This window comes from Streptomyces sp. NPDC003011, assembly GCF_053591515.1.
This window is the reverse complement of the sequence record NZ_JBSFTY010000043.1, coordinates 57,451-78,545: the sequence shown is the minus strand read 5'-3', so window position 1 is coordinate 78,545 and position 21,095 is coordinate 57,451. Positions and strand designations below refer to the sequence as shown.

At 71.6% G+C, this 21,095-nt stretch carries 20 protein-coding genes; 12 read left to right on the top strand and 8 right to left on the bottom strand.

Going from position 1 to position 21,095, the window contains the following annotated elements; genetic code table 11:
- On the bottom strand, window positions 1–96 hold a 96-nt coding region (locus ACWD0J_RS22745; protein ID WP_279617129.1), incomplete at its 3' end, for a biotin carboxylase N-terminal domain-containing protein.
- Window positions 97–474: 378 nt separating this feature from the next.
- Between ACWD0J_RS22745 and ACWD0J_RS22740 the strand changes: the two genes are divergently transcribed.
- Window positions 475–972 (top strand): hypothetical protein, encoded by a 498-nt coding sequence (locus ACWD0J_RS22740; RefSeq protein ID WP_451497633.1) that lies wholly within the window; start codon window positions 475–477, stop codon window positions 970–972.
- Between the two features lie 41 nt (window positions 973–1,013).
- On the opposite strand, the gene ACWD0J_RS22735 is transcribed toward ACWD0J_RS22740, so the two are convergent.
- The gene (locus tag ACWD0J_RS22735; RefSeq protein ID WP_451497629.1) at window positions 1,014–1,634 is read right to left on the bottom strand and encodes a Maf family protein; all 621 of its coding nucleotides are present in this window, start codon (window positions 1,632–1,634) and stop codon (window positions 1,014–1,016) included.
- Window positions 1,635–1,668: 34 nt separating this feature from the next.
- Window positions 1,669–1,797, bottom strand: a complete 129-nt coding sequence (gene mmpB / locus ACWD0J_RS22730) for a morphogenic membrane protein MmpB (RefSeq protein ID WP_451497628.1) — start codon at window positions 1,795–1,797, stop codon at window positions 1,669–1,671.
- Window positions 1,798–1,937: 140 nt separating this feature from the next.
- On the opposite strand from mmpB, the gene ACWD0J_RS22725 reads away from it, so the two are divergent.
- Entirely contained in the window at window positions 1,938–3,068 is a 1,131-nt protein-coding gene (locus ACWD0J_RS22725; RefSeq protein WP_451497627.1) for an SGNH/GDSL hydrolase family protein, read from the top strand.
- A 55-nt stretch (window positions 3,069–3,123) separates the two neighbouring features.
- Here ACWD0J_RS22725 and ACWD0J_RS22720 read toward each other — a convergent pair whose 3' ends face one another.
- Both ACWD0J_RS22720 and ACWD0J_RS22715 read right to left on the bottom strand, forming a co-directional pair.
- Window positions 3,124–3,333, bottom strand: a complete 210-nt coding sequence (locus ACWD0J_RS22720) for an acyl-CoA carboxylase subunit epsilon (RefSeq protein ID WP_451497626.1) — start codon at window positions 3,331–3,333, stop codon at window positions 3,124–3,126.
- Between the two features lie 23 nt (window positions 3,334–3,356).
- Window positions 3,357–4,967, bottom strand: coding sequence for an acyl-CoA carboxylase subunit beta (locus tag ACWD0J_RS22715; protein WP_451497625.1), 1,611 nt, complete (start codon window positions 4,965–4,967; stop codon window positions 3,357–3,359).
- A 109-nt stretch (window positions 4,968–5,076) separates the two neighbouring features.
- Here ACWD0J_RS22715 and ACWD0J_RS22710 point away from each other — a divergent pair, with 109 nt between their 5' ends.
- Both ACWD0J_RS22710 and ACWD0J_RS22705 read left to right on the top strand, forming a co-directional pair.
- The gene (locus ACWD0J_RS22710) at window positions 5,077–5,943 is read left to right on the top strand and encodes a biotin--[acetyl-CoA-carboxylase] ligase (RefSeq protein ID WP_451497624.1); all 867 of its coding nucleotides are present in this window, start codon (window positions 5,077–5,079) and stop codon (window positions 5,941–5,943) included.
- A gap of 179 nt (window positions 5,944–6,122) precedes the next feature.
- Window positions 6,123–7,283 carry an adenylate/guanylate cyclase domain-containing protein gene (locus ACWD0J_RS22705; RefSeq protein WP_451497623.1) on the top strand — a complete coding sequence of 387 codons (1,161 nt, stop codon included), beginning with the start codon at window positions 6,123–6,125 and terminating at the stop codon, window positions 7,281–7,283.
- Between the two features lie 44 nt (window positions 7,284–7,327).
- Here ACWD0J_RS22705 and ACWD0J_RS22700 read toward each other — a convergent pair whose 3' ends face one another.
- A complete protein-coding gene (locus ACWD0J_RS22700) occupies window positions 7,328–8,020 on the bottom strand; it encodes a hypothetical protein (protein ID WP_451497622.1) in 693 nt (230 codons plus the stop codon).
- A 227-nt stretch (window positions 8,021–8,247) separates the two neighbouring features.
- Between ACWD0J_RS22700 and ACWD0J_RS22695 the strand changes: the two genes are divergently transcribed.
- The 3 genes from ACWD0J_RS22695 (at window position 8,248) to hutH (ending at window position 11,951) form a co-directional block, all read left to right on the top strand.
- A complete protein-coding gene (locus tag ACWD0J_RS22695; RefSeq protein ID WP_451497621.1) occupies window positions 8,248–9,048 on the top strand; it encodes an enoyl-CoA hydratase/isomerase family protein in 801 nt (266 codons plus the stop codon).
- Window positions 9,049–9,172: 124 nt separating this feature from the next.
- Window positions 9,173–10,318 carry a diguanylate cyclase domain-containing protein gene (locus ACWD0J_RS22690; protein ID WP_451497620.1) on the top strand — a complete coding sequence of 382 codons (1,146 nt, stop codon included), beginning with the start codon at window positions 9,173–9,175 and terminating at the stop codon, window positions 10,316–10,318.
- 94 nt (window positions 10,319–10,412) lie between these two features.
- The gene (gene hutH / locus ACWD0J_RS22685; RefSeq protein WP_451497632.1) at window positions 10,413–11,951 is read left to right on the top strand and encodes a histidine ammonia-lyase; all 1,539 of its coding nucleotides are present in this window, start codon (window positions 10,413–10,415) and stop codon (window positions 11,949–11,951) included.
- Window positions 11,952–12,011: 60 nt separating this feature from the next.
- Here hutH and ACWD0J_RS22680 read toward each other — a convergent pair whose 3' ends face one another.
- Both ACWD0J_RS22680 and ACWD0J_RS22675 read right to left on the bottom strand, forming a co-directional pair.
- Window positions 12,012–12,764 carry a hypothetical protein gene (locus ACWD0J_RS22680; protein WP_451497619.1) on the bottom strand — a complete coding sequence of 251 codons (753 nt, stop codon included), beginning with the start codon at window positions 12,762–12,764 and terminating at the stop codon, window positions 12,012–12,014.
- Window positions 12,765–12,848: 84 nt separating this feature from the next.
- Complete coding sequence (locus ACWD0J_RS22675) at window positions 12,849–13,160, bottom strand: hypothetical protein (protein ID WP_451497631.1); 312 nt, start codon at window positions 13,158–13,160, stop codon at window positions 12,849–12,851.
- Window positions 13,161–13,329: 169 nt separating this feature from the next.
- Here ACWD0J_RS22675 and ACWD0J_RS22670 point away from each other — a divergent pair, with 169 nt between their 5' ends.
- The 5 genes from ACWD0J_RS22670 to ACWD0J_RS22650 all read left to right on the top strand — a co-directional run bounded on the left by ACWD0J_RS22670 (window position 13,330) and on the right by ACWD0J_RS22650 (window position 21,062).
- Window positions 13,330–13,635: a hypothetical protein gene (locus ACWD0J_RS22670; RefSeq protein WP_451497618.1), complete on the top strand. Its 306-nt coding sequence runs from the start codon at window positions 13,330–13,332 to the stop codon at window positions 13,633–13,635.
- Between the two features lie 221 nt (window positions 13,636–13,856).
- Complete coding sequence (locus ACWD0J_RS22665) at window positions 13,857–15,107, top strand: L,D-transpeptidase (RefSeq protein ID WP_451497617.1); 1,251 nt, start codon at window positions 13,857–13,859, stop codon at window positions 15,105–15,107.
- A gap of 145 nt (window positions 15,108–15,252) precedes the next feature.
- Window positions 15,253–16,725 (top strand): ABC transporter permease, encoded by a 1,473-nt coding sequence (locus ACWD0J_RS22660; protein ID WP_451497616.1) that lies wholly within the window; start codon window positions 15,253–15,255, stop codon window positions 16,723–16,725.
- A gap of 126 nt (window positions 16,726–16,851) precedes the next feature.
- On the top strand, window positions 16,852–17,535 hold the full coding sequence (locus tag ACWD0J_RS22655) for an ABC transporter ATP-binding protein (protein ID WP_451497615.1): 684 nt from the start codon (window positions 16,852–16,854) through the stop codon (window positions 17,533–17,535).
- A 287-nt stretch (window positions 17,536–17,822) separates the two neighbouring features.
- Window positions 17,823–21,062 carry a S8 family peptidase gene (locus tag ACWD0J_RS22650; RefSeq protein ID WP_451497630.1) on the top strand — a complete coding sequence of 1,080 codons (3,240 nt, stop codon included), beginning with the start codon at window positions 17,823–17,825 and terminating at the stop codon, window positions 21,060–21,062.
- Window positions 21,063–21,095: the final 33 nt, after the last annotated feature.

Here is a 21,095-nt window from a genome sequence, read left to right as displayed (position 1 = left end):
GGCGTAGACGGCCACGCTCGCGATCCCGGCGTCCCGGCAGGCCCGGGCCACGCGGACAGCGATTTCGCCACGGTTGGCGATGAGCACCTTGCGCACGATTGAGGCTCCCTCCTTGAAACAAGCCGAGTTTAGGGACTGCCGACACGACACTTCGACCCGTCCCCCGTGGTGAGCTTGCCCACACGGAGCGTGATACGAGGCTCGCTCGACCGTGAAATCCCTTGTCGCACCTCGGTACGCAGGACTCCTCCGGGAAACCCTAGCCCTCCTGTGTGGTCAAGGTCTCTGTAGTGGCGTGCTGCGGCCCACTGGGTTTCTTTGTGGAGTCCCTACGAATGGCCCAATGATTCTTTGCCCTTCGCCGGACTCTTGTCCCCGCGTTTACCGGTTAGTAGCGTTCCCGATGTCCCGAACGTACGTGAGGTCACGGCAGCCCTGCTCGGACCGCAGTCGAAGGTGGGTGGACCCGTGGTCGTGCGCAGGCCGGTGGCATGGGCCGTGGCGGTCGTGCTCTTCGCGGAGGCACTCGGCGTGGCCGCGCTGAACTGGTTCCTCGGGATCGTCGTCGACCGGCAGGACATGTCCCTGGCGGGTCTCGACCCGGACATGATGTCCACGTCGTCGAAGATCGGCGGGATCCTCTTCGGTCTCTACTTCGGCTTCTGCGGCCTGGTCGCGCTGCTGGTCGCGCTGCGCGACCGCGCGCCCGTCGGCTTCGGCCGCATCCTGCTGATCAGCGCGGCCGTGGTGCACGGCCTGCTCGGCGCGTTCGCGTGGGGGCTGATGGGCTGGCCCGAGTTCCTGTTCATGGTGGTGGTGCTCGCCCTGATCGTGCTGCTGCTGATGACGTACGACCTCCCGGGCGCGCCCGCCGACGCGACGGTGCCGCCCGCCGATGCCACGCCGGGCGGCACCAGGGGCGACGGCGGCTCCCCGGTCACGCCCGCGCCGGCGGCGCCCGGCACGCACTGATCACGGGGCCCTGATCGCGGGCCCCGTTCAGGGCGGCGTGGTCACCGCTCCCGCGGTGTCCACAGGTCGGTGATCCCGACGCCCAGTTCGGCCAGCAGGCGGCGGACCAGGGGCAGGCTGATGCCGATCACGTTGCCGTGGTCGCCCTCGATGCCGTCGACGAACGGGGCCGAGCGGCCGTCCAGGGTGAACGCCCCGGCCACGCGGAGGGGTTCGCCCGTGGCGACGTACGCGGCGATCTCCTCGTCGGTCGGCTCGCCGAAGCGGACGACGGTGGAGGCGGTGGCGGAGACGTACCGTCCGCTGACCGTGTCGTGGACGCAGTGGCCGGTCTGGAGCGTCCCGGCGCGGCCGCGCATCGCCTTCCAGCGGGCGGTGGCCTCCTCGGCGTCCGCGGGCTTGCCCAGCGCCTCGCCGTCCAGGTCGAGCACCGAGTCGCAGCCGATCACCAGGGCGCCCTCGGCCTCGGGCCTCGCCGCCACCACGGAGGCCTTCGCCTCGGCCAGGGCGCGTGCCAGCTCGGCGGGGGTCGGCGCGGTGACGGCGTCCTCGTCGACGCCGCTCACGATCACCTCGGGGTCGAGTCCGGCCTGGCGCAGCAGTCCGAGCCGGGCGGGGGACTGGGAGGCGAGGACGAGTCGGCGGCGCGGCTGATCAGTCATACGGTCAGCGTATCGGCGGTCCGCCGGACGGGTCTCATCTCACCCCGATCACGATCATCGCCAGCACCATCGCCAGGGCCATGAGAACGCCCAGCCGCCGCAGCATGGCCTGCGTGTCGCGCAGTTCCTGGGGCGGCTCGTTCTCGGGGTCGGACCACAGCATGGTTTCGAGCTTGCGGGGATTTCGTGGAGGGCGCCTGAGTACGCGTACTCAACTTCACCGCGTCAGCCAGGGCCGCTGCAAACGGGTCTGCGGTTCCGTTACTCTAAAGGAACTTCAGTCCCGTTTGGAGAGGGCGTGTCATGTTCACCGCTGCCTGGATCGCGTCACCCCAGCTGCCCAGCGAAGGCTTCACCCCCAACTGGTCCCGGGAGGGCTTCTGGCGCCAGTCCGTGCGTCAGGCCGTCCGGCTGACGGCAGGGGGCGGGCGGCTCCGGGTGCGCCTGTCGAACGCGTACGGCAGCTCTGCCGTCCGGGTCGCGGGGGCCACGGTCGGCCGTACGGCCACGGGGGCGGGGGTCGAGCCGGGGTCGCTGCGGCGGCTCACCTTCCAGGGCGCCGCGCACACCGGGATCCCGGCGCGGGGAGAGGCCGTCAGTGACACGGCAGCGCTCGCCGTGGCGGCGGGGGAGCGGGTGACGGTCACGCTGCACTTCGACGCGGCCACCGGGCCCGCGACCTTCCACGCGCAGGCCTTCACGGCGAGCCACCGGGGGCAAGGGGACCTGCTGGACGACGTCGGCGCGGAGGGGTTCGACGCGGTGACCGAGTCCTGGTACTTCCTGTCCGGCGTCGAGGTCGACGCCGGCCGCACGGACGGGATCGCCCTGTTCGGCGACTCCGTCACCGACGGGTTCGGCTCGACGCCGGGCACCGACCGCCGCTGGTCGGACGCGCTCGCCGCGCGGACGGGGCGGCCCGTCCTCAACGCCGGGATCGGCGGGAACCTGCTGCTCAACGACTCCGCGTGGTACGGGGAGAAGGGCGTCCACCGCTTGCGGCGGGACGTGCTGGAGCAGGCGGGTGTGGACACGCTGGTCGTCCTGCACGGGCTGAACGACATCGGGTTCAGCGAGACGGACGAGCAGCCGACGTACCACCCGGCACCGGTGGTCGAGGCGGAGGAGATCATCGCCGGGTACCGGGAGCTGATACGCCAGGCGCGGCGCCGGGCGCTGCGGGTGATCGGCTGCACCCTGCTGCCCTTCGGCGGCTCGGACCACTGGGGCGAGCACGCGGCCGGGGTGAGTCGCGAGGTCGCCCGGTGGGTCCGGTGCGCGGGGGAGTACGACGCGGTCGTCGACCTCCACCGCGCCCTGGCCGATCCGGCGGACCCGGACCGGCTGCGGGCGTCGTACGACTTCGGCGATCACCTGCACCCGAACGACGCCGGGTACGAGGTGATGGCCGAAGCGGTGGCGGGCCGTCTGTAGCCGCGGGTGCGCGGGGGTGGGCCGCGCAGTCCCCCGCGCCCCCGGGGGGTCGGCCTCAGCCCGGCCAGTACGTGCGGCTCCATGCCGTCGGGCCCGGCTGCGGCAGGCGCTGGGCCGCGATGCGGGACGGGTCCGACCAGGCGTCCTCGGGCTCGGGCGCGCCGGACGGCGTGGCCTGTGCCGCCGCGGCGCGGGCGCGGACCACCGCCAGGGCGGCGGCCAGCTCCTCCGGGGTCGGGTTGCCCCGTACGACCTTGATCGTCATGACGGCTCCCAGTCGGTCGTGGGCTAGAGGGGGATGTTGCCGTGCTTCTTCGGGGGCAGGGATTCCCGCTTGGTGCGCAGTTGACGCAGGCCCCGTACGACGTGCCGGCGGGTGTCCGACGGCATGATCACGGAGTCGACGTAGCCGCGCTCGGCCGCGATGTAGGGGTTGAGGAGGGCGTCCTCGTACTCCTGGATGAGCCGGGCCCGGGTCGCCTCCAGGTCGCCGGCGGCCTCCGCCTCGGCGATCGTGCGGCGGTGCAGGATGTTGACCGCGCCCTGGGCGCCCATCACGGCGATCTGGGCGGTCGGCCAGGCGAGGTTGAGGTCGGCGCCGAGGTGCTTGGAGCCCATGACGTCGTAGGCGCCGCCGAAGGCCTTGCGGGTGATGACGGTGATGAGCGGGACGGTGGCCTCGGCGTAGGCGTAGATCAGCTTGGCGCCGCGGCGGATGATGCCGTCGTGCTCCTGGTCGACGCCGGGCAGGAAGCCGGGGACGTCCACGAACGTGAGCACCGGGATGTTGAAGGCGTCGCAGGTGCGGACGAAACGGGCCGCCTTCTCGCTGGCCTTGATGTCGAGGCAGCCCGCGAACTGCATCGGCTGGTTGGCGACGATGCCGACGGGCCGGCCCTCGACCCGGCCGTACCCGGTGAGGATGTTCGGCGCGTACAGCGGCTGCGTCTCGAAGAACTCGGCGTCGTCCAGGACGTGTTCGATCACCGTGTGCATGTCGTACGGCTGGTTCGCGCTGTCCGGGACGATCCGGTCCAGCTCGCGGTCCTCGTCGGTGACGGCGAGGTCCGCCTCCTCCGGGAACGCCGGCGCCTCGCTGAGGTTGTTGGACGGCAGGTACGACAGCAGCTGCTTGATGTACTCGACGGCGTCCTTCTCGTCCCCGGCCATGTGATGGGCCACGCCGGAGGTCGAGTTGTGCGTACGGGCGCCGCCCAGCTCCTCGAAGCCGACGTCCTCGCCGGTGACCGTCTTGATGACGTCCGGGCCGGTGATGAACATGTGCGAGGTCTGGTCGACCATGACCGTGAAGTCGGTGATCGCCGGGGAGTACACGGCACCGCCCGCGCAGGGGCCGACGACCAGACTGATCTGCGGGATGACGCCCGAGGCGTGGGTGTTGCGGCGGAAGATCTCGCCGTACGCGCCGAGCGAGGCGACACCCTCCTGGATACGGGCGCCGCCGGAGTCGTTGATGCCGATGACCGGACAGCCCGTCTTGAGGGCGAAGTCCATCACCTTGACGATCTTCTGGCCGTAGACCTCGCCCAGCGCCCCGCCGAAAACGGTGAAGTCCTGGGAGAAGACGGCGACCGGACGGCCGTCGACGGTGCCGTATCCGGTGACGACACCGTCCCCGTACGGGCGGTTGGTGTCCAGGCCGAAGCTGGTGGAGCGGTGCCGCGCGAACTCGTCGAGCTCGACGAACGACCCCTCGTCCAGCAGCAGGTCGATCCGTTCACGGGCCGTCAGCTTGCCCTTGGCGTGCTGCTTCTCGACGGCGCGTGCGGAGCCGGCGTGCGTCGCTTCTTCGATACGGCGCTGGAGATCCGCGAGCTTGCCCGCGGTCGTGTGGATGTCGATCCCTGGGATCTCGTGACGCTCTTCCGGCTCGGACATCGGGATGGGCTCCCTGCCTGCTCAAAAGGGGGGACGGTTACTCATCCGTAGCGTAGTGGGGTGCCTACCGTTCGGCAGTGCGGCGTTTACCACACCTAGGGTGGCTTGCATGACGCCGCGAGATGCCTCAGACGCGAACGACAGCCGGTGGTCCGACCTGGACCGCCCGCCCCTCAACGGAGCCGCCCTGCGCCGGGCGCTGGTGCGGGAGGGCGGACTGTGGTCCGGGGTCGAGGTGGTGCAGCGGACCGGCTCCACCAACTCCGACCTGGTCACCCTGGCGGCCGCGGGCAAGGCGGCCGAGGGCGCGGTCGTCGTCGCGGAGGAGCAGTCGGCCGGGCGGGGACGCCTGGACCGGCAGTGGACGGCACCGGCGCGCTCCGGCCTGTTCTTCTCCGTGCTGCTGCGGCCCAGCGAGGTGCCGGTGGCCCGCTGGGGGTGGCTGCCGCTGCTGACCGGTGTGGCGGTGGCGACGGGGCTGGCGCGGGCGGCCGGTGTGGACACGGCACTCAAGTGGCCCAACGACCTGCTGGTGACCGTGGACGGCGAGGAGCGCAAGACCGGCGGGATCCTGGCCGAGCGGGCCGGGGACGGCGGGGTGGTCGTCGGCGTCGGCATCAACGTCACCCTGCGGGCCGACGAGCTGCCGGTGCCGCAGGCGGGCTCACTGGCGCTCGCGGGGGCGGTGAGCACGGACCGGGATCCCCTGCTGCGCGGTGTGCTCCGTTCCGTGGAGCAGTGGTACGCGAAGTGGCGGGCGGCGAACGGGGACCCCGCCCTCAGTGGCTTGCAGGAGGCGTACGCGGCGGGCTGCGCGACCCTCGGGCGGACGGTGCGGGCCCAGTTGCCGGGAGACCGGTCGGTGGTCGGGGAGGCGGTGGCGATCGACGGGGACGGGAGGCTGGTGATCGCGACCGGGGAGGGCGTGCAGGAGCCGGTGGGAGCGGGCGACATCGTGCACCTGCGACCGGCGTAGCGGCCGGCAGCCCCGCCCCCGGACCCCCGGCCCGGGCCCGCCCGGCACCCGGCTCGGCCGCACGGCAGGCGCACCTCGGCAGGACCGCCGCGGACACTCGCGGAGTGAGCTGGCGCACACCTGCCGTAAAGTGAAGGCCGGTCGATACCTGACCGTGGCAGATCGGAAGGGCAGCAGGCGTGACCGTCGACGACACGGGCTCCGGCGCGGACGCGGACGGCCGGGTGGACCCTCCTTCCCACTCGACATCGTTCGAGCGGGAGGACCCGCACGCCGCCGACTCCGGCGAGGACCCGCTCGCCCTGCGCATCGAACAGCTGATCCTCGGCGCCGAGCGGCGCTACACCCCCTTCCAGGCGGCCCGCAGCGCCGGTGTCTCCGTCGAGCTGGCCACCCGCTTCTGGCGGGCGATGGGCTTCGCCGACATCGGCCAGGCCAGGGCGCTCACCGAGGCCGACGTGCTCGCGCTGCGCCGGCTCTCCGGTCTCGTCGAGGCGGGACTGCTCAGCGAGGCGATGGCCGTGCAGGTGGCCCGGTCGACCGGGCAGACCACCGCGCGGCTGGCCGAGTGGCAGATCGACTCGTTCCTGGAAGGGCTGACCGAGCCCCCGGAACCCGGTATGACGCGCACCGAGGTGACGTACCCGATCATCGAGCTGCTCCTGCCGGAACTGGAGGAGTTCCTCGTCTACGTCTGGCGCCGTCAGCTCGCCGCCTCGGCCGGGCGGGTCATCCAGACCGCCGACGACGAGGAGATGGTCGACCGGCGCCTGGCCGTCGGCTTCGCCGACCTGGTCGGGTTCACGCGGCTGACCCGCCGGATGGAGGAGGAGGAGCTCGGCGAACTGGTCGAGGCCTTCGAGACCACCGCCGCCGACCTGGTCGCCGCGCGCGGCGGACGGCTCGTCAAGACGCTCGGCGACGAGGTGCTGTACGCCGCCGACGACGCGGGCGTGGCCGCCGAGATCGCACTGCGCCTGATCGAGACGATGGCGAACGACGACACCATGCCCGAGCTGCGCGTCGGCATCGCCTTCGGCACGGTGACCACCCGGATGGGCGATGTCTTCGGTACGACGGTGAACCTCGCCTCCCGGCTGACGTCGATAGCTCCCCGGGACGCCGTCCTCGTCGACAGCGCCTTCGCGCAGGAACTGATCCGCACCGGGGAGGCGCCGGCCTCCGAGGCGGAGGCGGCCGAGGCCGCGGCCGCCGCGGAGAAGGAGGGCGAGGAGCCGCCGGCGTACCGCTTCGCGCTCCAGCCGATGTGGCAGCGGCCGGTGCGCGGGCTCGGCGTGGTCGAGCCGTGGCTGCTCACGCGGCGGAGCGTGGAGCCGTAGCGGGAACCGCGGCCCGTGCGGGTGCGCTCGGCCCGGCGGTCCTCTCAGCCGCGCCGGAGCGGTGAGTCCAGGCACAGGCCGATGACCGGCACGCACAGGTCCGGCCGGTGGGGCCGGGCGGGTGGCTCGGGCGCCGGTGAGGCCGGGGTCGGGCTCGGTGCGGAGGGCGGGGCCGGGCGCGGGGCGGTGGGGCCGGCCGGTTCCGGTGTCCGGGGTGCGGTGGTGGCCGCGGGGGCGCCGGGCGGGTCCGGGGCGTCCGGGACGGCCGTGGTGCCGGGCGCGGGTCCCGACGGTGACGCGGCCGTGGCCGGAGTCGGAGCGAGGGACACACCCGGCAGCGGGGTCGCGCCCGCACCGCCCAGTGGCGAGGTCGCCGACGGGCTCACCTCCGGGACCGTCCCGGCCCTCGCGGCGGCGTCGGTCGCCCGGCCCGCGTCCGGGCCGGTGGCGGTGGCGGTGCCCGGGGCGTCCGGAAGGGGTCCGGCCTGCGCGGTGCCCGGACCGCCGACGTGGGAGTCGGACGTCAGCCGTACGAGACTCAGCACACCCGCGGCCAGCGCGAGGCCTCCCGCGGTGAGCAGCAGTCCGCGGGGGCGGGGCTTGCGGTGACGGCCGCGGGGCGCCTGGAGCCGGGGTCCGGCCCCGAGACCGGTGCCGTCGTCGTACGACTCGGGTGCGGTCGTCGCGGCTCGCGCGGTGGCTCTGTCCGGCTTCGTCGGCGTGTCCGTCGTCGTCATCGCGATCCCTCCCCAGGCGCGCGCCCCCGATGCGCCGCGCGGCGCACGCACGGTATGCGCTGCCGTGGGCGGCGTGGTGGGGGTTGGCAGGAATGTTCACTCGAACGGGGGGTCGGGCGTGGCCGCGGTAACCGGAGGCCGGCCCTGCCCTTCCTCCCGCGCGGATCGGCTGCGATGATCGGAGCGCCAGTTGTTAACCGTCGTTAACGGGTGACCGGGAGGGTGTCATGAGCGAGGAGCGGTTCGGGGAGTTCGTGTCGGTGCGGCGGCACGAGCGGGGACACGTCGCGGAGCTGGCCCTGGACCGGCCCAAGGCCATGAACGCGGTCTCGACGGCGATGGCCCGCTCCCTCACGGCGGCCTGTGCCGCGCTGGGCGAGGACAGGGACGTCCGCGTGGTCGTGCTGACCTCGACGCACGAGCGGGCCTTCTGCGTCGGGGCCGACCTGAAGGAGCGCAACTCCCTGAGCGACGCCGAGCTGGTGCGGCAGCGGCCGGTGGCCCGGGGCGCGTACACCGGGGTGCTGGAGCTGCCGGTGCCGACGATCGCGGCGGTGCACGGGTACGCCCTCGGCGGCGGTTTCGAACTGGCGCTCGCCTGCGACCTGATCGTGGCGGACCGGACGGCCGTGCTGGGGCTGCCCGAGGTGTCGGTCGGGGTGATCCCGGGCGGGGGCGGTACGCAGTTGCTGCCGCGCCGGGTCGGGGCGGCCCGGGCGGCCGAGCTGATCTTCACGGCGCGGCGGGTGGAGGCCGCGGAGGCGCGGGAGCTGGGGCTCGTGGACGTGCTGGTGGAGACCGGCCGGGACCGGGAGGAGGCGCTGGCGACGGCGGGCCGGATCGCGGCGAACTCCCCGGTGGGCCTGCGCGCGGCGAAGCGGGCGCTGCGGCTCGGACACGGTCTGGACCTGCGGGCCGGACTGGAGGTCGAGGACGCGGCGTGGCGGTCGGTGGCGTTCTCGGGGGACCGGGCGGAAGGGGTGGCGGCCTTCAACGAGAAGCGCGCACCGCAGTGGCCGGGGGAGTAGCCGGCCCGTGCGCGGACCCGGCTCGTCCGCGGGCGGGCGGCGCGTCACCGTGCCGGTACCCGGGGACGCACCTGTTCGCCACATCAATGTCCCGTTTGGGGTGAATCGTCCCTAGCCTGGACTGATGGGTGAGGACAGGCGGCTCGCGGCCGTGGTCGCTTTGGCGCAGGGCATGGCGGCGGCCCGCAGCTCGCGGGAGGTGTGGCGGGCTGCCGCCGGCGGGGCGTGCCGCGCGCTCGGCGGGAGCTTCGCCGCCCTGTCGGTGTGGGAGCGCGACCTCGGCCGGCTGCGGGTCCTCGTCAACGTGGGGGAGCGGGCCGAGGACGAGGAGGAGTACCCGGACGACGAGGCCTACCCGGTGCACCAGTTCGCCGAGATCACCGAGTTCCTGCACGAGCGGTGGGCCGGGGGCGGCGAGCCCGACGCCTGGGTGGAGACCGCGGAGGGGCCGGCCGCCGGACGCCGGCCCGGATACGTCCACCAGCGTGTCGCCGCCCTGCGCCGGCGCCGGCGCGGCTGCTGTGTCGTCGCGCCGATCGTGCAGCACGGGCGGGCCTGGGGCGAGCTGTACGTCGCCCGTCCGGTCGGGGCTCCCGTCTTCGACCGCGGCGACGCCGACTTCGCCACCGTCCTGGCCTCCGTCGTGGCCGCCGGTATCGCCCAGACCGAGCGGCTGGAGGAGGTGCGGCGGCTGGCGTTCACCGACGCCCTCACCGGCCTCGCCAACCGCCGCGCCGTCGACTCCCGCCTGGACGAGGCCGTCGAGCGGCACCGCAGGGAAGGGGTCGTGGTCAGCCTCGTCGTCTGTGATCTCAACGGGCTCAAGCGGGTCAACGACACCCGCGGGCACGCCGTCGGCGACCGGCTCCTGGAACGGTTCGGGTCGGTCCTGTCGCTGTGCGGTGCCATGCTGCCCGGCACGCTCGCCGCCCGCCTGGGCGGGGACGAGTTCTGTCTGCTCGCGGTCGGGCCGCCCGCCGACGCGGTGGTGGAGGCGGCCGGCGAACTCTGCCGCCGGGCCGCCGAGCTGGAGCTGGGAGAGGGCGTCGCCTGCGGGGTCGCGTCCACCGAGGACCCCATCGGGCCGGTGGGCTCGGCCCGCCGGCTGTTCCGGCTCGCCGACGCGGCCCAGTACCGGGCCAAGGCCGAACGGTCCCCCGGGCCGGTCGTGGCCGGCCGGGCGGGCCCCGACGACCCGGTGGTACGGCTGGCCGACTCGCCCTCCGCCGAGCGGACCGCCGAGCGCCGCCGGTTCCGGGGGCGGCACTGAGGAGGCCGCGTCGGTGTGACGTACGGGTAAGGGGCGAACCCGCCCCCCACTGGTGACATCCTCGAATTCACTGCGTACGCTCCTGAATATGGATATGCACACTGTGGTGGTGGGGACGCGCGGGGTCACCGCGTCCGACGTTCTCGCCGTGGCGCGCGCCGGCGCCCGGGTCCAGCTCTCCGAGGAGGCGGTCGCGGCCCTCGCCGCCGCTCGCGCGATCGTGGACCAGCTCGCGGCCAAGCCCGACCCCGTCTACGGCGTGAGCACCGGCTTCGGTGCCCTGGCGACCCGGCACATCAGCCCGGAGCTGCGGGCGCAGCTCCAGCGCAACATCGTCCGCTCGCACGCCGCCGGCATGGGGCCCCGGGTCGAGCGTGAGGTCGTGCGCGCGCTGATGTTCCTGCGGCTGAAGACCGTCTGCTCCGGACGCACCGGCGTCCGCCCCGAGGTCGCGCAGACCATGGCCGACGTCCTGAACGCCGGCATCACCCCGGTCGTCCACGAGTACGGTTCCCTCGGCTGCTCCGGCGACCTGGCCCCGCTGTCCCACTGTGCCCTGACGCTCATGGGGGAGGGTGACGCAGAGGGCCCGGACGGGACCGTACGGCCCGCCGGCGAACTCCTCGCCGAGCACGGCATCGCCCCCGTCGAACTGCGCGAGAAGGAGGGCCTCGCGCTCCTCAACGGCACCGACGGCATGCTCGGCATGCTGGTCATGGCCCTGGCCGACCTGGACACGCTCTACACGTCGGCCGACATCACCGCCGCCCTGTCGCTGGAGGCGCTCCTCGGCACCGACAAGGTCCTCGCCCCCGAGCTGCACGCCATCCGCCCGCACCCGGGGCAGGGGGCCGCCGCCGCCAACATGCTGGCCGTGCTGGCGGGTTCGGAGCTCACCGGCCACCACCAGGACGACGCGCCCCGCGTCCAGGACGCCTACTCCGTGCGCTGCGCCCCGCAGGTCGCCGGCGCCGGACGGGACACGCTCGCGCACGCCCGGCTGGTGGCCGAGCGGGAGCTGGCGTCGGCGGTCGACAATCCCGTCGTCCTGCCCGACGGGCGCGTGGAGTCGAACGGCAACTTCCACGGCGCCCCGGTGGCGTACGTCCTCGACTTCCTCGCCATCGCGGCCGCCGACCTGGCCTCCATCGCCGAGCGCCGCACCGACCGGCTGCTCGACAAGAACCGCAGCCACGGTCTGCCGCCGTTCCTCGCCGACGACCCCGGCGTCGACTCGGGTCTGATGATCGCCCAGTACACGCAGGCCGCGCTGGTCAGCGAGATGAAGCGGCTCGCCGTACCGGCGTCCGCGGACTCGATCCCGTCCTCCGCGATGCAGGAGGACCACGTCTCCATGGGCTGGTCGGCCGCCCGCAAGCTGCGCACCGCCGTCGACAACCTCACCCGGGTCATCGCCGTGGAGCTGTACGCCGCCACCCGCGCCGTCGAACTGCGCGAGGGGCTGTCCCCGGCGCCGGCGTCGCGGGCGGTCATCGAGGCCGTCCGCAAGGCGGGGGTGCGCGGGCCCGGTCCGGACCGGTTCCTGGCGCCCGACCTGGCCGCGGCGGACGCGTTCGTGCGCGAGGGGCGGCTGGTCGCGGCGGCGGAGACGGTCACCGGACCGCTGCGGTAGCCGTATCCGGTGCGCAGGGGCCCTGCCGCGGCGCGCGGCAGGGCCCCAACGGTCAGTGCGTCACGCGAGCTTGGCGGCCTGGGCCGTCACGATCTCGGCGGGCACGGTGTACTTGATCTCCTTGCCGCCCAGGGCGGCGAGGCTGAGCGAGTAGTACGTGGCGACGGTGGAGCCGTGACGCACCACCTCCGCGTGCACGGTCGCCTCGCCACCGCCGTCGACCGCGCCGGTCACCGCGAACGCCACCGACTCGCCCGTCGCGGCGGACTTCTCCGCGGCGACCTTGGTGAACTTCTGGGTGTCCTGGCCCGGCGCCGACGCCGTGAACCCGCCCGCGCAGCCCTCGACCGCGTCGCTGACGGCCGTCATGGTCTTCTCGGCGCCGTCGTCCTCGTAGGAGGAGAGGGAGACGATGGTCACCGTGGCGCCCAGTGCGTCCTCGAGCGCGCCCGCGGGGTCCTCGGTCTCCGTGGCCGTGATCTCCTCGGCCGCGGGGCTGGCCATCCGGTTGACGAACGAGCTCTCGTCACCCGGCGCGAACCCGGTGAGCACGTACGCGATCGGCTCGCAGGCGGCGTCCTTGACCGTCACCTCGTCCTTGGACTTGGCGAACTGGTCCGTGGTGTCGGCGGAGTCGACGTCGTAGCCGTCGACGTCGGCCTTCGTGATGATCAGCTTCTCCAGCTCGGCCGAGCTGAGCGTCTTCGCGGCCGTCGTGGCCGTGGCGGAGGACTTGTCCGAGCCCTGCGCCGCGTCCGCGTCGTCCGCATCCCCGCCGCAGCCGGTGATGAGGGCGAGTGACAGTACGCTCACGGTCGCCGTGGCGCCTATCCGCGCCCTCGATGATCTCTTCATGTGCGGACTATGAAGGTTTCGTCAAGAGAACGTCAAGTCGGTTTAGAAGCCGAGATGTTCGCGGCGTACCGAGTAGACCACGAAGCCGGCGCCGAGAGTGAGGAACACCGTTCCGCCGACGACGTACGGCGTGGTGTCGAAGCTGCCGGTGTCGGCGAGCCGGGCGCCGTCCCCGGTCGTCGACGAGGTCTCGGCCGTGACCTGTGCCTGGGTGGTGACCCGTGCCTGGGTGGTGACCCGGGAGACCGGGGCCGCCGCGGGCTCCGTTCTCACCGGGTGGTCGTCTGTCGCGTTCGCGGACGGGACGAACCACAGGGCGCCCAGCAGGGTCCCCGCGGCGGTGGCGGTCAGCAACGGACGGCGAGCGGATGACACGGAATATCGATCCCCTTGTGGTGCTGGCGAATTGGCCGTGTGGGGCGATGTTAGTGAAAGGTGCGGGTCACGGGAAAGTCACGGGAGCGATGAGCCGTACTCTCCGGGCATGAGCACTCCAGAGACATCACGTTTTGTACGCCTTCGCGTGGAACTCGTTCTCGAGGTCGACGACACGGGCGCCGTCACCGAGGCCGCGCTGGGGCGGATCGCGGACGACATCGAGATGCCGGCCGAGGAGCGGAAGCACGCCGAGAGCGCTGTGACGGAAGACACCGCGGAGGCCCTCGCGTATCTCGTGGACCCGTCCGACCTGGTCAGGGCGGTCCCGGGGGTGGACCTCGCGCAGGCCTCCTGGTCCAGCGAGCAGATCGAGTACGACCCCGATTCGCCGGACTGGGACCTCGACGAGGATGATGACGACGAGGACGAGAAAGAAGAGGCGGTCGGCTGAACCGGCTTGGGGAAATCGTGACCCCGGGCGGCAACCGCCGCCCGGGGTTTCGTCGTCTCAGGGGACGCACGGCCCGATATCCGCACCACCCGCCCCGGCGGACGTGGTGTGCCCCACACATCTGAGACATGTGGAACGGGACGAACCGGTCGTAGCGTTGAAGTTTCACTAACGGGGACTCTCAGGTTCTGGGATTTTCGGCAACGATGGAGAAGCGTGTGATGACGGTCGGTAAGCGGCGCAGGGGCCTGACGGTCGCGTCCGCACTGCTCGGCGGTGTGCTGGTGCTCTCGGCGTGTTCCGGTGGCGGCGACGACGCCTCCGCCAACGACGGCGGCGACAGCTCGCAGGCCAAGGTCGACGAGGCCGCGGCGAAGAAGACCTCCGAGGCCCAGATCAAGATCACACCCAAGGACGGCTCGAACAACGCCTCGATCAACAACTCGGCCGCCGTCACCGTGAGCAAGGGCACGCTCACCGAGGTGACGATGACGACCACCGACGGCACCGAGGTCAGCGGCGAGATATCCGCGGACCGGACCAGCTGGAAGCCCAGTGTCCAGCTGGAGCGGTCGACCACCTACAAGCTGGCGGCGGAGGCCAAGGACTCCGAGGGCCGCATCGCCCACGAGAACGCCTCGTTCACCACGGTCTCCCCGGCCAACAGCTTCATCGGCACGTTCACGCCGGACGACGGCGCCACGGTCGGTGTCGGCATGCCGGTGTCGATCAACTTCGACAAGGCGATCACCGACAAGGCGGCGGTCCAGAAGGGCATCACCGTCTCCTCCACCAGCGGGCAGGAAGTCGTCTGCCACTGGTTCAACGCCAACCGCATGGACTGCCGGCCCGACGACTACTGGCAGGAGAACTCCACCGTCACGCTGAAGCTCGCGCTCGACGGTGTCGAGGGTGCCTCCGGTGTCTACGGCGTCCAGCAGAAGACGGTCACCTTCAAGATCGGCCGCAACCAGGTCACGTACGTCGACGCGAAGACCAAGCAGATGAAGGTCACGCAGGACGGCAAGACGGTCAAGACCATCCCGATCTCCGCCGGCTCGCCCGAGAACAAGACGTACGAGGGCCAGATGGTGATCTCCGAGAAGTTCAAGGAGACCCGGATGAACGGCGCGACGGTCGGCTTCACCGACGACGACGGCGAGGGCGAGTACGACATCAAGGACGTGCCGCACGCCATGCGTCTGACCAGCTCCGGCACCTTCCTGCACGGCAACTACTGGGGCGCGAAGTCCATCTTCGGCTCGGTGAACACCAGCCACGGCTGCGTCGGCCTGTCCGACACCAAGGGCGCCGACGACCCGAACACCCCGGCCGCCTGGTTCTACAACAACTCGATCATCGGTGACGTGGTGGTCGTCCAGAACACCGGCGACAAGACGGTCTCGCCGGACAACGGCCTCAACGGCTGGAACATGGACTGGGCGCAGTGGAAGGCGGGTTCGGCCGTCTGAGCCGTTCCGCCTCACCCGAAGTCCACAGCCTGCCGATGCCGCCCCAGGGGCGGCATCGGTGTTTCCGGGGGCCGTCCGCAGTCTTCTCATCCTCCTCTTATGGCTGCCTTATCCCTTCATCACGAGCCGTACCTACCTTGCGGCCATGTTCTTCACCTATCTGAGGCGCGAGCTGCGCCGCCGCAGAAAAGCGGCCCTCGTCGTCGCCTCCGGCCTCGCGCTGGGCATCGCGCTGGTCATCGTGGTCACCTCCGTGTCGTCCGGCATGGGGAAAGCGCAGGACAAGGTCCTCCAGTCGCTGTACGGCCTGGGCACGGACATGACGGTCACCAAGGCGGCCCAGCCGCAGTCGAGCGCCTCCGGGCGTCCGCGCTTCGAGTTCGACGCGCGGGAGGACGGCTCCGACGCGGAGCAGAGCACCGACCGCGTGATGGTCCAGGGCTTCCAGACCCTGTCGACGTCGACCGTCACCAAGGTCGGCGAGCAGAACGGCGTCTCGGACGCGGTCGGCGGACTGAGCCTCCAAGTCATCAAGGTCAGCGGCCAGTTCACCCGCGGCCAGGTCCAGCAGGACGGCGAGAGCGGCGACCAGCAGGGCGCCGCTCCCGGCCAGAACGGCGGCACGGGCGGCCAGCCGCAGGGCGAAGTGCAGGGCGGCGGCGCCGACTTCGACGTCAACAACTACTCCGTCTACGGCACCGACGTCACCGAGCCGGCCCTCGGCCCGCTGACCTCCTCCGAGATCACCAGCGGTCGTACGTTCCAGGCCGCGGAGACCGACGCCGAGGTCGCCGTCGTCGACTCGGCGTACGCCAAGGAGAAGAAGCTCAAGGTCGGCTCCACGGTCACCATCAAGAGCGTCACGTACAAGGTCATCGGCATCGCGACCGCCGACAGCGGTGACCCGGCCGCCAACGTCTACATCCCGCTCCAGCAGGCGCAGACGCTCAGCGACTCGAAGAACAAGGTCACCACGATCTACGTCCGGGCGACCGACTCGCAGAAGATCGACAGCGTCAAGTCCACGATCCAGAAGAACATCTCGGGCACGACGGTGACGACCTCCGCCGACCTCGCGGACACCGTGTCCGGCTCCCTCTCCACGGCCTCCTCCCTCGCCACCAGCGTCGGCAAGTGGCTGTCGATCGCGGTGCTCGTCGCCGCGTTCCTGGTGGCCGGCCTGCTGACGTCGTCGGCGGTGTCGCGGCGGGTGCGGGAGTTCGGCACGCTGAAGGCACTGGGGTGGACGTCGGGGCGGGTGACCCGGCAGGTGGTCGGTGAGGCGATGGTCAACGGGCTGGTCGGCGGTGCGCTGGGGATCGCGCTCGGGCTGGCGGGGGCGTACCTCGTGACCGCGATCAGCCCGACCCTGCAGGCCCAGCTCGGTGGCGGGACCGGCACGGGAGCGGGCGGTCCGGGCGGCGGGGGCGGCGGCTTCGGCGGGGGACGGCAGGCCGCGGCCAGGACGCTCGACGTCGCGCTCACCGCGCCGGTCAGTGTGACGACCATCGGTGTCGCGGTGGGACTCGCGGTGGCGGGCGGGCTGATCGCCGGTGCGTTCGGCGGCTGGCGGGCTTCCCGGCTGCGGCCGGCTGACGCGCTGCGCCGAGTCGAGTAGCGGCCCCCGCCGGCCGGGGGACCGCTCTCACCTGCAAGGGGCGCGGACAACCGCACGACGGCCCCCACGGACCCGCGGCCGCAACCGATCCGCACCACCCCGAACCCCACCCAGGAGCCACCCACCATGTACGCACTCAAAGACGTCACCAAGCGCTACACCCGCGGCAAGGAGACCGTCGACGCCCTCGCCGGCGTCGACCTGACCATCGCCGACGGCGACCGGCTCGTCATCCAGGGCCCCACCGGCGGCGGCAAGTCCACCCTCCTCCAGATGCTCGGCGGACTCGACCGGCCCACCTCCGGCGAAGTCGTCCTGGACGGCACGGACATGGCCGGGCTGTCCGAGGCCCGGCTGACGAAGGTACGCAGCGAGAAGATCGGCTTCGTCTTCCAGAGCTTCAACCTGATCCCGACGCTCACCGCGCAGGAGAACGTCGAGACCGCCCTCGTACCGCTCGGTGTGAAGGGGAGGGAGCGGCGCGAGCGGGCCGCCGAGGCGCTCACGTCGGTCGGGCTCGGCGAGCGGCTCGGGCACCTGCCCGGCGAGATGTCCGGCGGCCAGCAGCAGCGGGTCGCCATCGCGCGGGCGTTGGTCAAGGAGCCGAGGGTGCTGCTCGCCGACGAACCCACCGGAAACCTCGACGAGTCGATGCGCGACGAGATCATGGACGTGCTCGAACGCATGTGGAAGGAGCTCGGGCTGACCTTCATCATGGTCACCCACGACTCCTCGATCGCGAAGAAGGCCCCGCGCCTGGCGACCATCCGCAAGGGGAAGATCACGGTCAAGGAGAACGCCGTCCCGTAGCAGGCGCGTTGCCCCTCGGCGCGATCCTTGTGGCCGAGGACACGCGCTTACCCGACGATCGTGTAACAGACCCTTTGTGTCAGGCACCTGTCTATTGAGGTGGCTGATCACCCCCCGGCATACTGCGTGTTCCGGGGGGTGTACGCGTATGCGTGCGAGATTGCCCCCGCCCGGGCGAATCGGGGAATTCGCCCGGTCCTTCTCAAGGGGGAAACTTGCGCAGACAACTGAAAAGAGCGGGCGCGGCCGCCGTCGCCACGGCCGCCGCCGTCGCCCTCGCCGCGGGCATGACCAGCCCGGCGTCGGCGAAGCCCGAGCAGCGCACGACCGGCGCTGCCCAGCTCTCGTCCCACCACCGCATCACCCTCATCACGGGTGACCGCGTCTCCGTCGACTCCAAGGGCCGAGTCGTCGGCCTGGAGCGGGCGAAGGGACGCGAACACATACCCGTCCAGGTCCGCAAGACCGACGGGCACACGCTGGTGATACCGGCCGACGCGGCCCGTCTGGTCTCCACCGGCAAGCTCGACCAGCGGCTCTTCGACATCACCGAGCTCAACAAGTCGGCGACCCGCGCCTCCCAGAAGAACGGCCTGAAGGTCATCGTCGGCTACAAGGGAGCCGCCGCCGCCACCAAGGCCGACGTCCGCGACGCGGGCACCCTGCGCCGGACCTTGACGTCCCTGAACGCGGACGCCGTACAGACCCCGCACGCGGATGCGCCCGAACTGTGGGACGCGGTCACCAACGGCGACAAGGCGGCCTCCGGCGTCGCGCACATCTGGCTCGACGGTGTCCGCAAGGCCAGCCTCGACAAGTCCGTGCCGCAGATCGGCGCCCCCAAGGCGTGGGCCGCCGGCTACGACGGCAAGGGCGTCAAGATCGCCGTCCTGGACACGGGCGTCGACGCCACCCACCCGGACCTGAAGAACCAGGTGATCGCGGCCAAGAACTTCACCGCGGCCGCCGACACCACCGACAAGGTCGGCCACGGCACGCACGTCGCGTCCATCGCGGCGGGCACCGGCGCCAAGTCCGGCGGCGCGTACAAGGGTGTCGCACCCGGCGCCCAGGTCCTCAACGGCAAGGTCCTCGACGACACCGGCTCCGGCGACGACTCCGGCATCCTCGCCGGCATGGAGTGGGCGGCCGCGGAGGGCGCCCAGATCGTCAACCTCAGCCTCGGCGGCACGGACACGCCGGAGGTGGACCCGCTGGAGGCGGCGGTCAACAAGCTGTCCGCCGACAAGGGCATCCTCTTCGCCATCGCGGCGGGCAACTCCGGCCCGGAGTCGGTCGGTTCGCCGGGCAGCGCGGACGCCGCGCTCACCGTCGGCGCCGTCGACGACAAGGACCTGCTCGCCTCCTTCTCCAGCACGGGCCCGCGGCTCGGTGACGGCGCCGTCAAGCCGGACGTCACCGCGCCGGGCGTGGACATCACGGCCGCGTCCGCCAAGGGCAGCGCCATCGAGCAGGAGGTCGGCGAGAAGCCGGCCGGCTACCTGTCCATCTCCGGTACGTCGATGGCGACCCCGCACGTCGCGGGCGCCGCGGCGATCCTCAAGCAGCAGCACCCGGACTGGACGTACGCCGAACTCAAGGGCGCGCTGACCGCGTCCACCAAGGGCGGCAAGTACACCCCGTTCCAGCAGGGTTCGGGCCGTATCCAGGTCGACAAGGCCATCAAGCAGACCGTGATCGCCGACCCGGTGTCGGTGAGTTTCGGCACCCAGCAGTGGCCGCACACCGACGACAAGCCGGTCACCAAGGCGCTGACGTACCGCAACCTCGGTACGAAGGACGTCACGCTGACCCTGTCGGCGACCGCCAGCAACCCCAAGGGCCAGGCGGCTCCCGCGGGCTTCTTCAAGCTCGCCGCGACCCAGGTGACCGTCCCCGCGGGCGGCAAGGCGTCCGTGGACGTCACCGTCAACACCAAGCTGGGCGGCACCCTCGACGGCGCGTACTCCGCGTACGTGACGGCGACCGGCGGCGGCCAGAGCGTCCGCACGGCCGCGGCGGTCAACCGTGAGGTGCAGTCGTACGACGTCACCGTCAAGCACATCGGCCGTGACGGGCAGCCGACGGACGGCCACAACACCGTGCTCCTCGGCTACTCGGGCCTGGGCAACGGCCGGCAGTACCAGGTGCCGGCGACCGGCTCCGGCACCACCACGATGCGGGTGCCCCAGGGCACCTACCTGCTGGACGCCTGGATCGCGAAGGACTTCGTGAACCTGGAGGGCGGCCTCGACTGGCTGGTCCAGCCGAAGCTGAGCGTCACCAAGGACACCACGGTGACGATCGACGCCCGCAAGGCCAAGTCGGCGAACATCACGGTGCCGGACGCGCAGGCCAAGGCGTCGGCCGCGATGGTCAGTTACTTCTACGAGCCCGCGGGCATCGGCATCGGCTTCGGTCTCCAGTCCTTCGCCGACGTGCGGATGGCCCACCTGGGCGCGGAGGTCGCCACCGGTCTCACGCAGACCTGGAACGGCCAGTGGACCAAGGGCGCGAGCGCCGAGTACGACGTGGCCACCACCGCCAAGGTCAAGAAGATCCAGGGCGAGAAGGTCCGCCACTTCAAGGCGGGCGAACTCGCCGCGGTGAAGAACAACATGGGTGCCGCCGCCTCCGGCAAGACCGGCGGGCTCGTCACCTGGGGCGTGTTCCCCGAGGAAGTCGTGCTGGGCTTCCCGGTGGAGCAGAAGCTGCCGGGTGCGCGCACGCTGTACCTCTCGACGTCCGACAAGATCCAGTGGTCCTTCGACTTCGAGCAGTACGCCGGCAGGGACGCGGACGGCTTCCCGATCGTCGACGCGTTCTACACGCTGGGTGACCCGCAAACCTTCAAGGCGGGCCAGAAGTACACGAAGACCTTCAACACCGCGGTCTTCGGCCCGCATCTGAACGCCGACTACGGGCTCTTCCGCGAGGGCAACGACCTCTATGGCAGGGTGCCGCTGTTCGCCGACGGGGCCGGGCACGCCGGTTCGTCCGACTTCACGTCGGTCGCCACGTCGCTGTACCGCAACGGCACCAAGGTCGCCACCAACGACGACCCGCTGTTCGGCGGGGAGATGTTCAAGGTCCCGGCCGGTGACGCCGAGTACCGGCTGACCACCTCGGTCAAGCGGAGCGTCAAGGTCGCCGCCGCCTCCACCCGGATCGACGCGAGCTGGACCTTCCGCTCGAAGAAGCCGGCCGGCTCGGACGCGGTCACGCTGCCGGCCTCCATGGTCCGCTTCAACGCCAAGACCGGCCTGGACTCCAAGGTCGAGGCGGGCAAGACGGTGTCGGTCCCGGTCACCGTCCAGGGCGCTGCCAAGGGCTCGAACCTCAAGTCCCTGTCGGTGTACGTGTCGTACGACTACGGCCAGACCTGGAAGAAGACCGAGGTCAAGAGCGGCAAGATCACCGTGAAGAACCCGGCGAAGGGGAAGGCCATCTCCTTCCACGCCAAGATCGCCGACAAGAAGGGCAACAAGTCGACGATCTCGATCTACAACGCGTACTACGGGAAGTAGTGAACCCGTACGACGCCGAGTAGGCCGTGAGCG

Bases quoted from the DNA above. Each gene is read 5' to 3' on its own strand.
- ACWD0J_RS22735 (WP_451497629.1), bottom strand. From the start codon at position 1,634: ATGACTGATCAGCCGCGCCGCCGACTCGTCCTCGCCTCCCAGTCCCCC.
- mmpB (WP_451497628.1), bottom strand. From the start codon at position 1,797: ATGCTGTGGTCCGACCCCGAGAACGAGCCGCCCCAGGAACTGCGCGAC.
- ACWD0J_RS22725 (WP_451497627.1), top strand. From the start codon at position 1,938: ATGTTCACCGCTGCCTGGATCGCGTCACCCCAGCTGCCCAGCGAAGGC.
- ACWD0J_RS22720 (WP_451497626.1), bottom strand. From the start codon at position 3,333: ATGACGATCAAGGTCGTACGGGGCAACCCGACCCCGGAGGAGCTGGCC.
- ACWD0J_RS22715 (WP_451497625.1), bottom strand. From the start codon at position 4,967: ATGTCCGAGCCGGAAGAGCGTCACGAGATCCCAGGGATCGACATCCAC.
- ACWD0J_RS22710 (WP_451497624.1), top strand. From the start codon at position 5,077: ATGACGCCGCGAGATGCCTCAGACGCGAACGACAGCCGGTGGTCCGAC.
- ACWD0J_RS22700 (WP_451497622.1), bottom strand. From the start codon at position 8,020: ATGACGACGACGGACACGCCGACGAAGCCGGACAGAGCCACCGCGCGA.
- ACWD0J_RS22695 (WP_451497621.1), top strand. From the start codon at position 8,248: ATGAGCGAGGAGCGGTTCGGGGAGTTCGTGTCGGTGCGGCGGCACGAG.
- ACWD0J_RS22690 (WP_451497620.1), top strand. From the start codon at position 9,173: ATGGGTGAGGACAGGCGGCTCGCGGCCGTGGTCGCTTTGGCGCAGGGC.
- hutH (WP_451497632.1), top strand. From the start codon at position 10,413: ATGCACACTGTGGTGGTGGGGACGCGCGGGGTCACCGCGTCCGACGTT.
- ACWD0J_RS22665 (WP_451497617.1), top strand. From the start codon at position 13,857: ATGACGGTCGGTAAGCGGCGCAGGGGCCTGACGGTCGCGTCCGCACTG.
- ACWD0J_RS22660 (WP_451497616.1), top strand. From the start codon at position 15,253: ATGTTCTTCACCTATCTGAGGCGCGAGCTGCGCCGCCGCAGAAAAGCG.
- ACWD0J_RS22655 (WP_451497615.1), top strand. From the start codon at position 16,852: ATGTACGCACTCAAAGACGTCACCAAGCGCTACACCCGCGGCAAGGAG.
- ACWD0J_RS22650 (WP_451497630.1), top strand. From the start codon at position 17,823: ATGACCAGCCCGGCGTCGGCGAAGCCCGAGCAGCGCACGACCGGCGCT.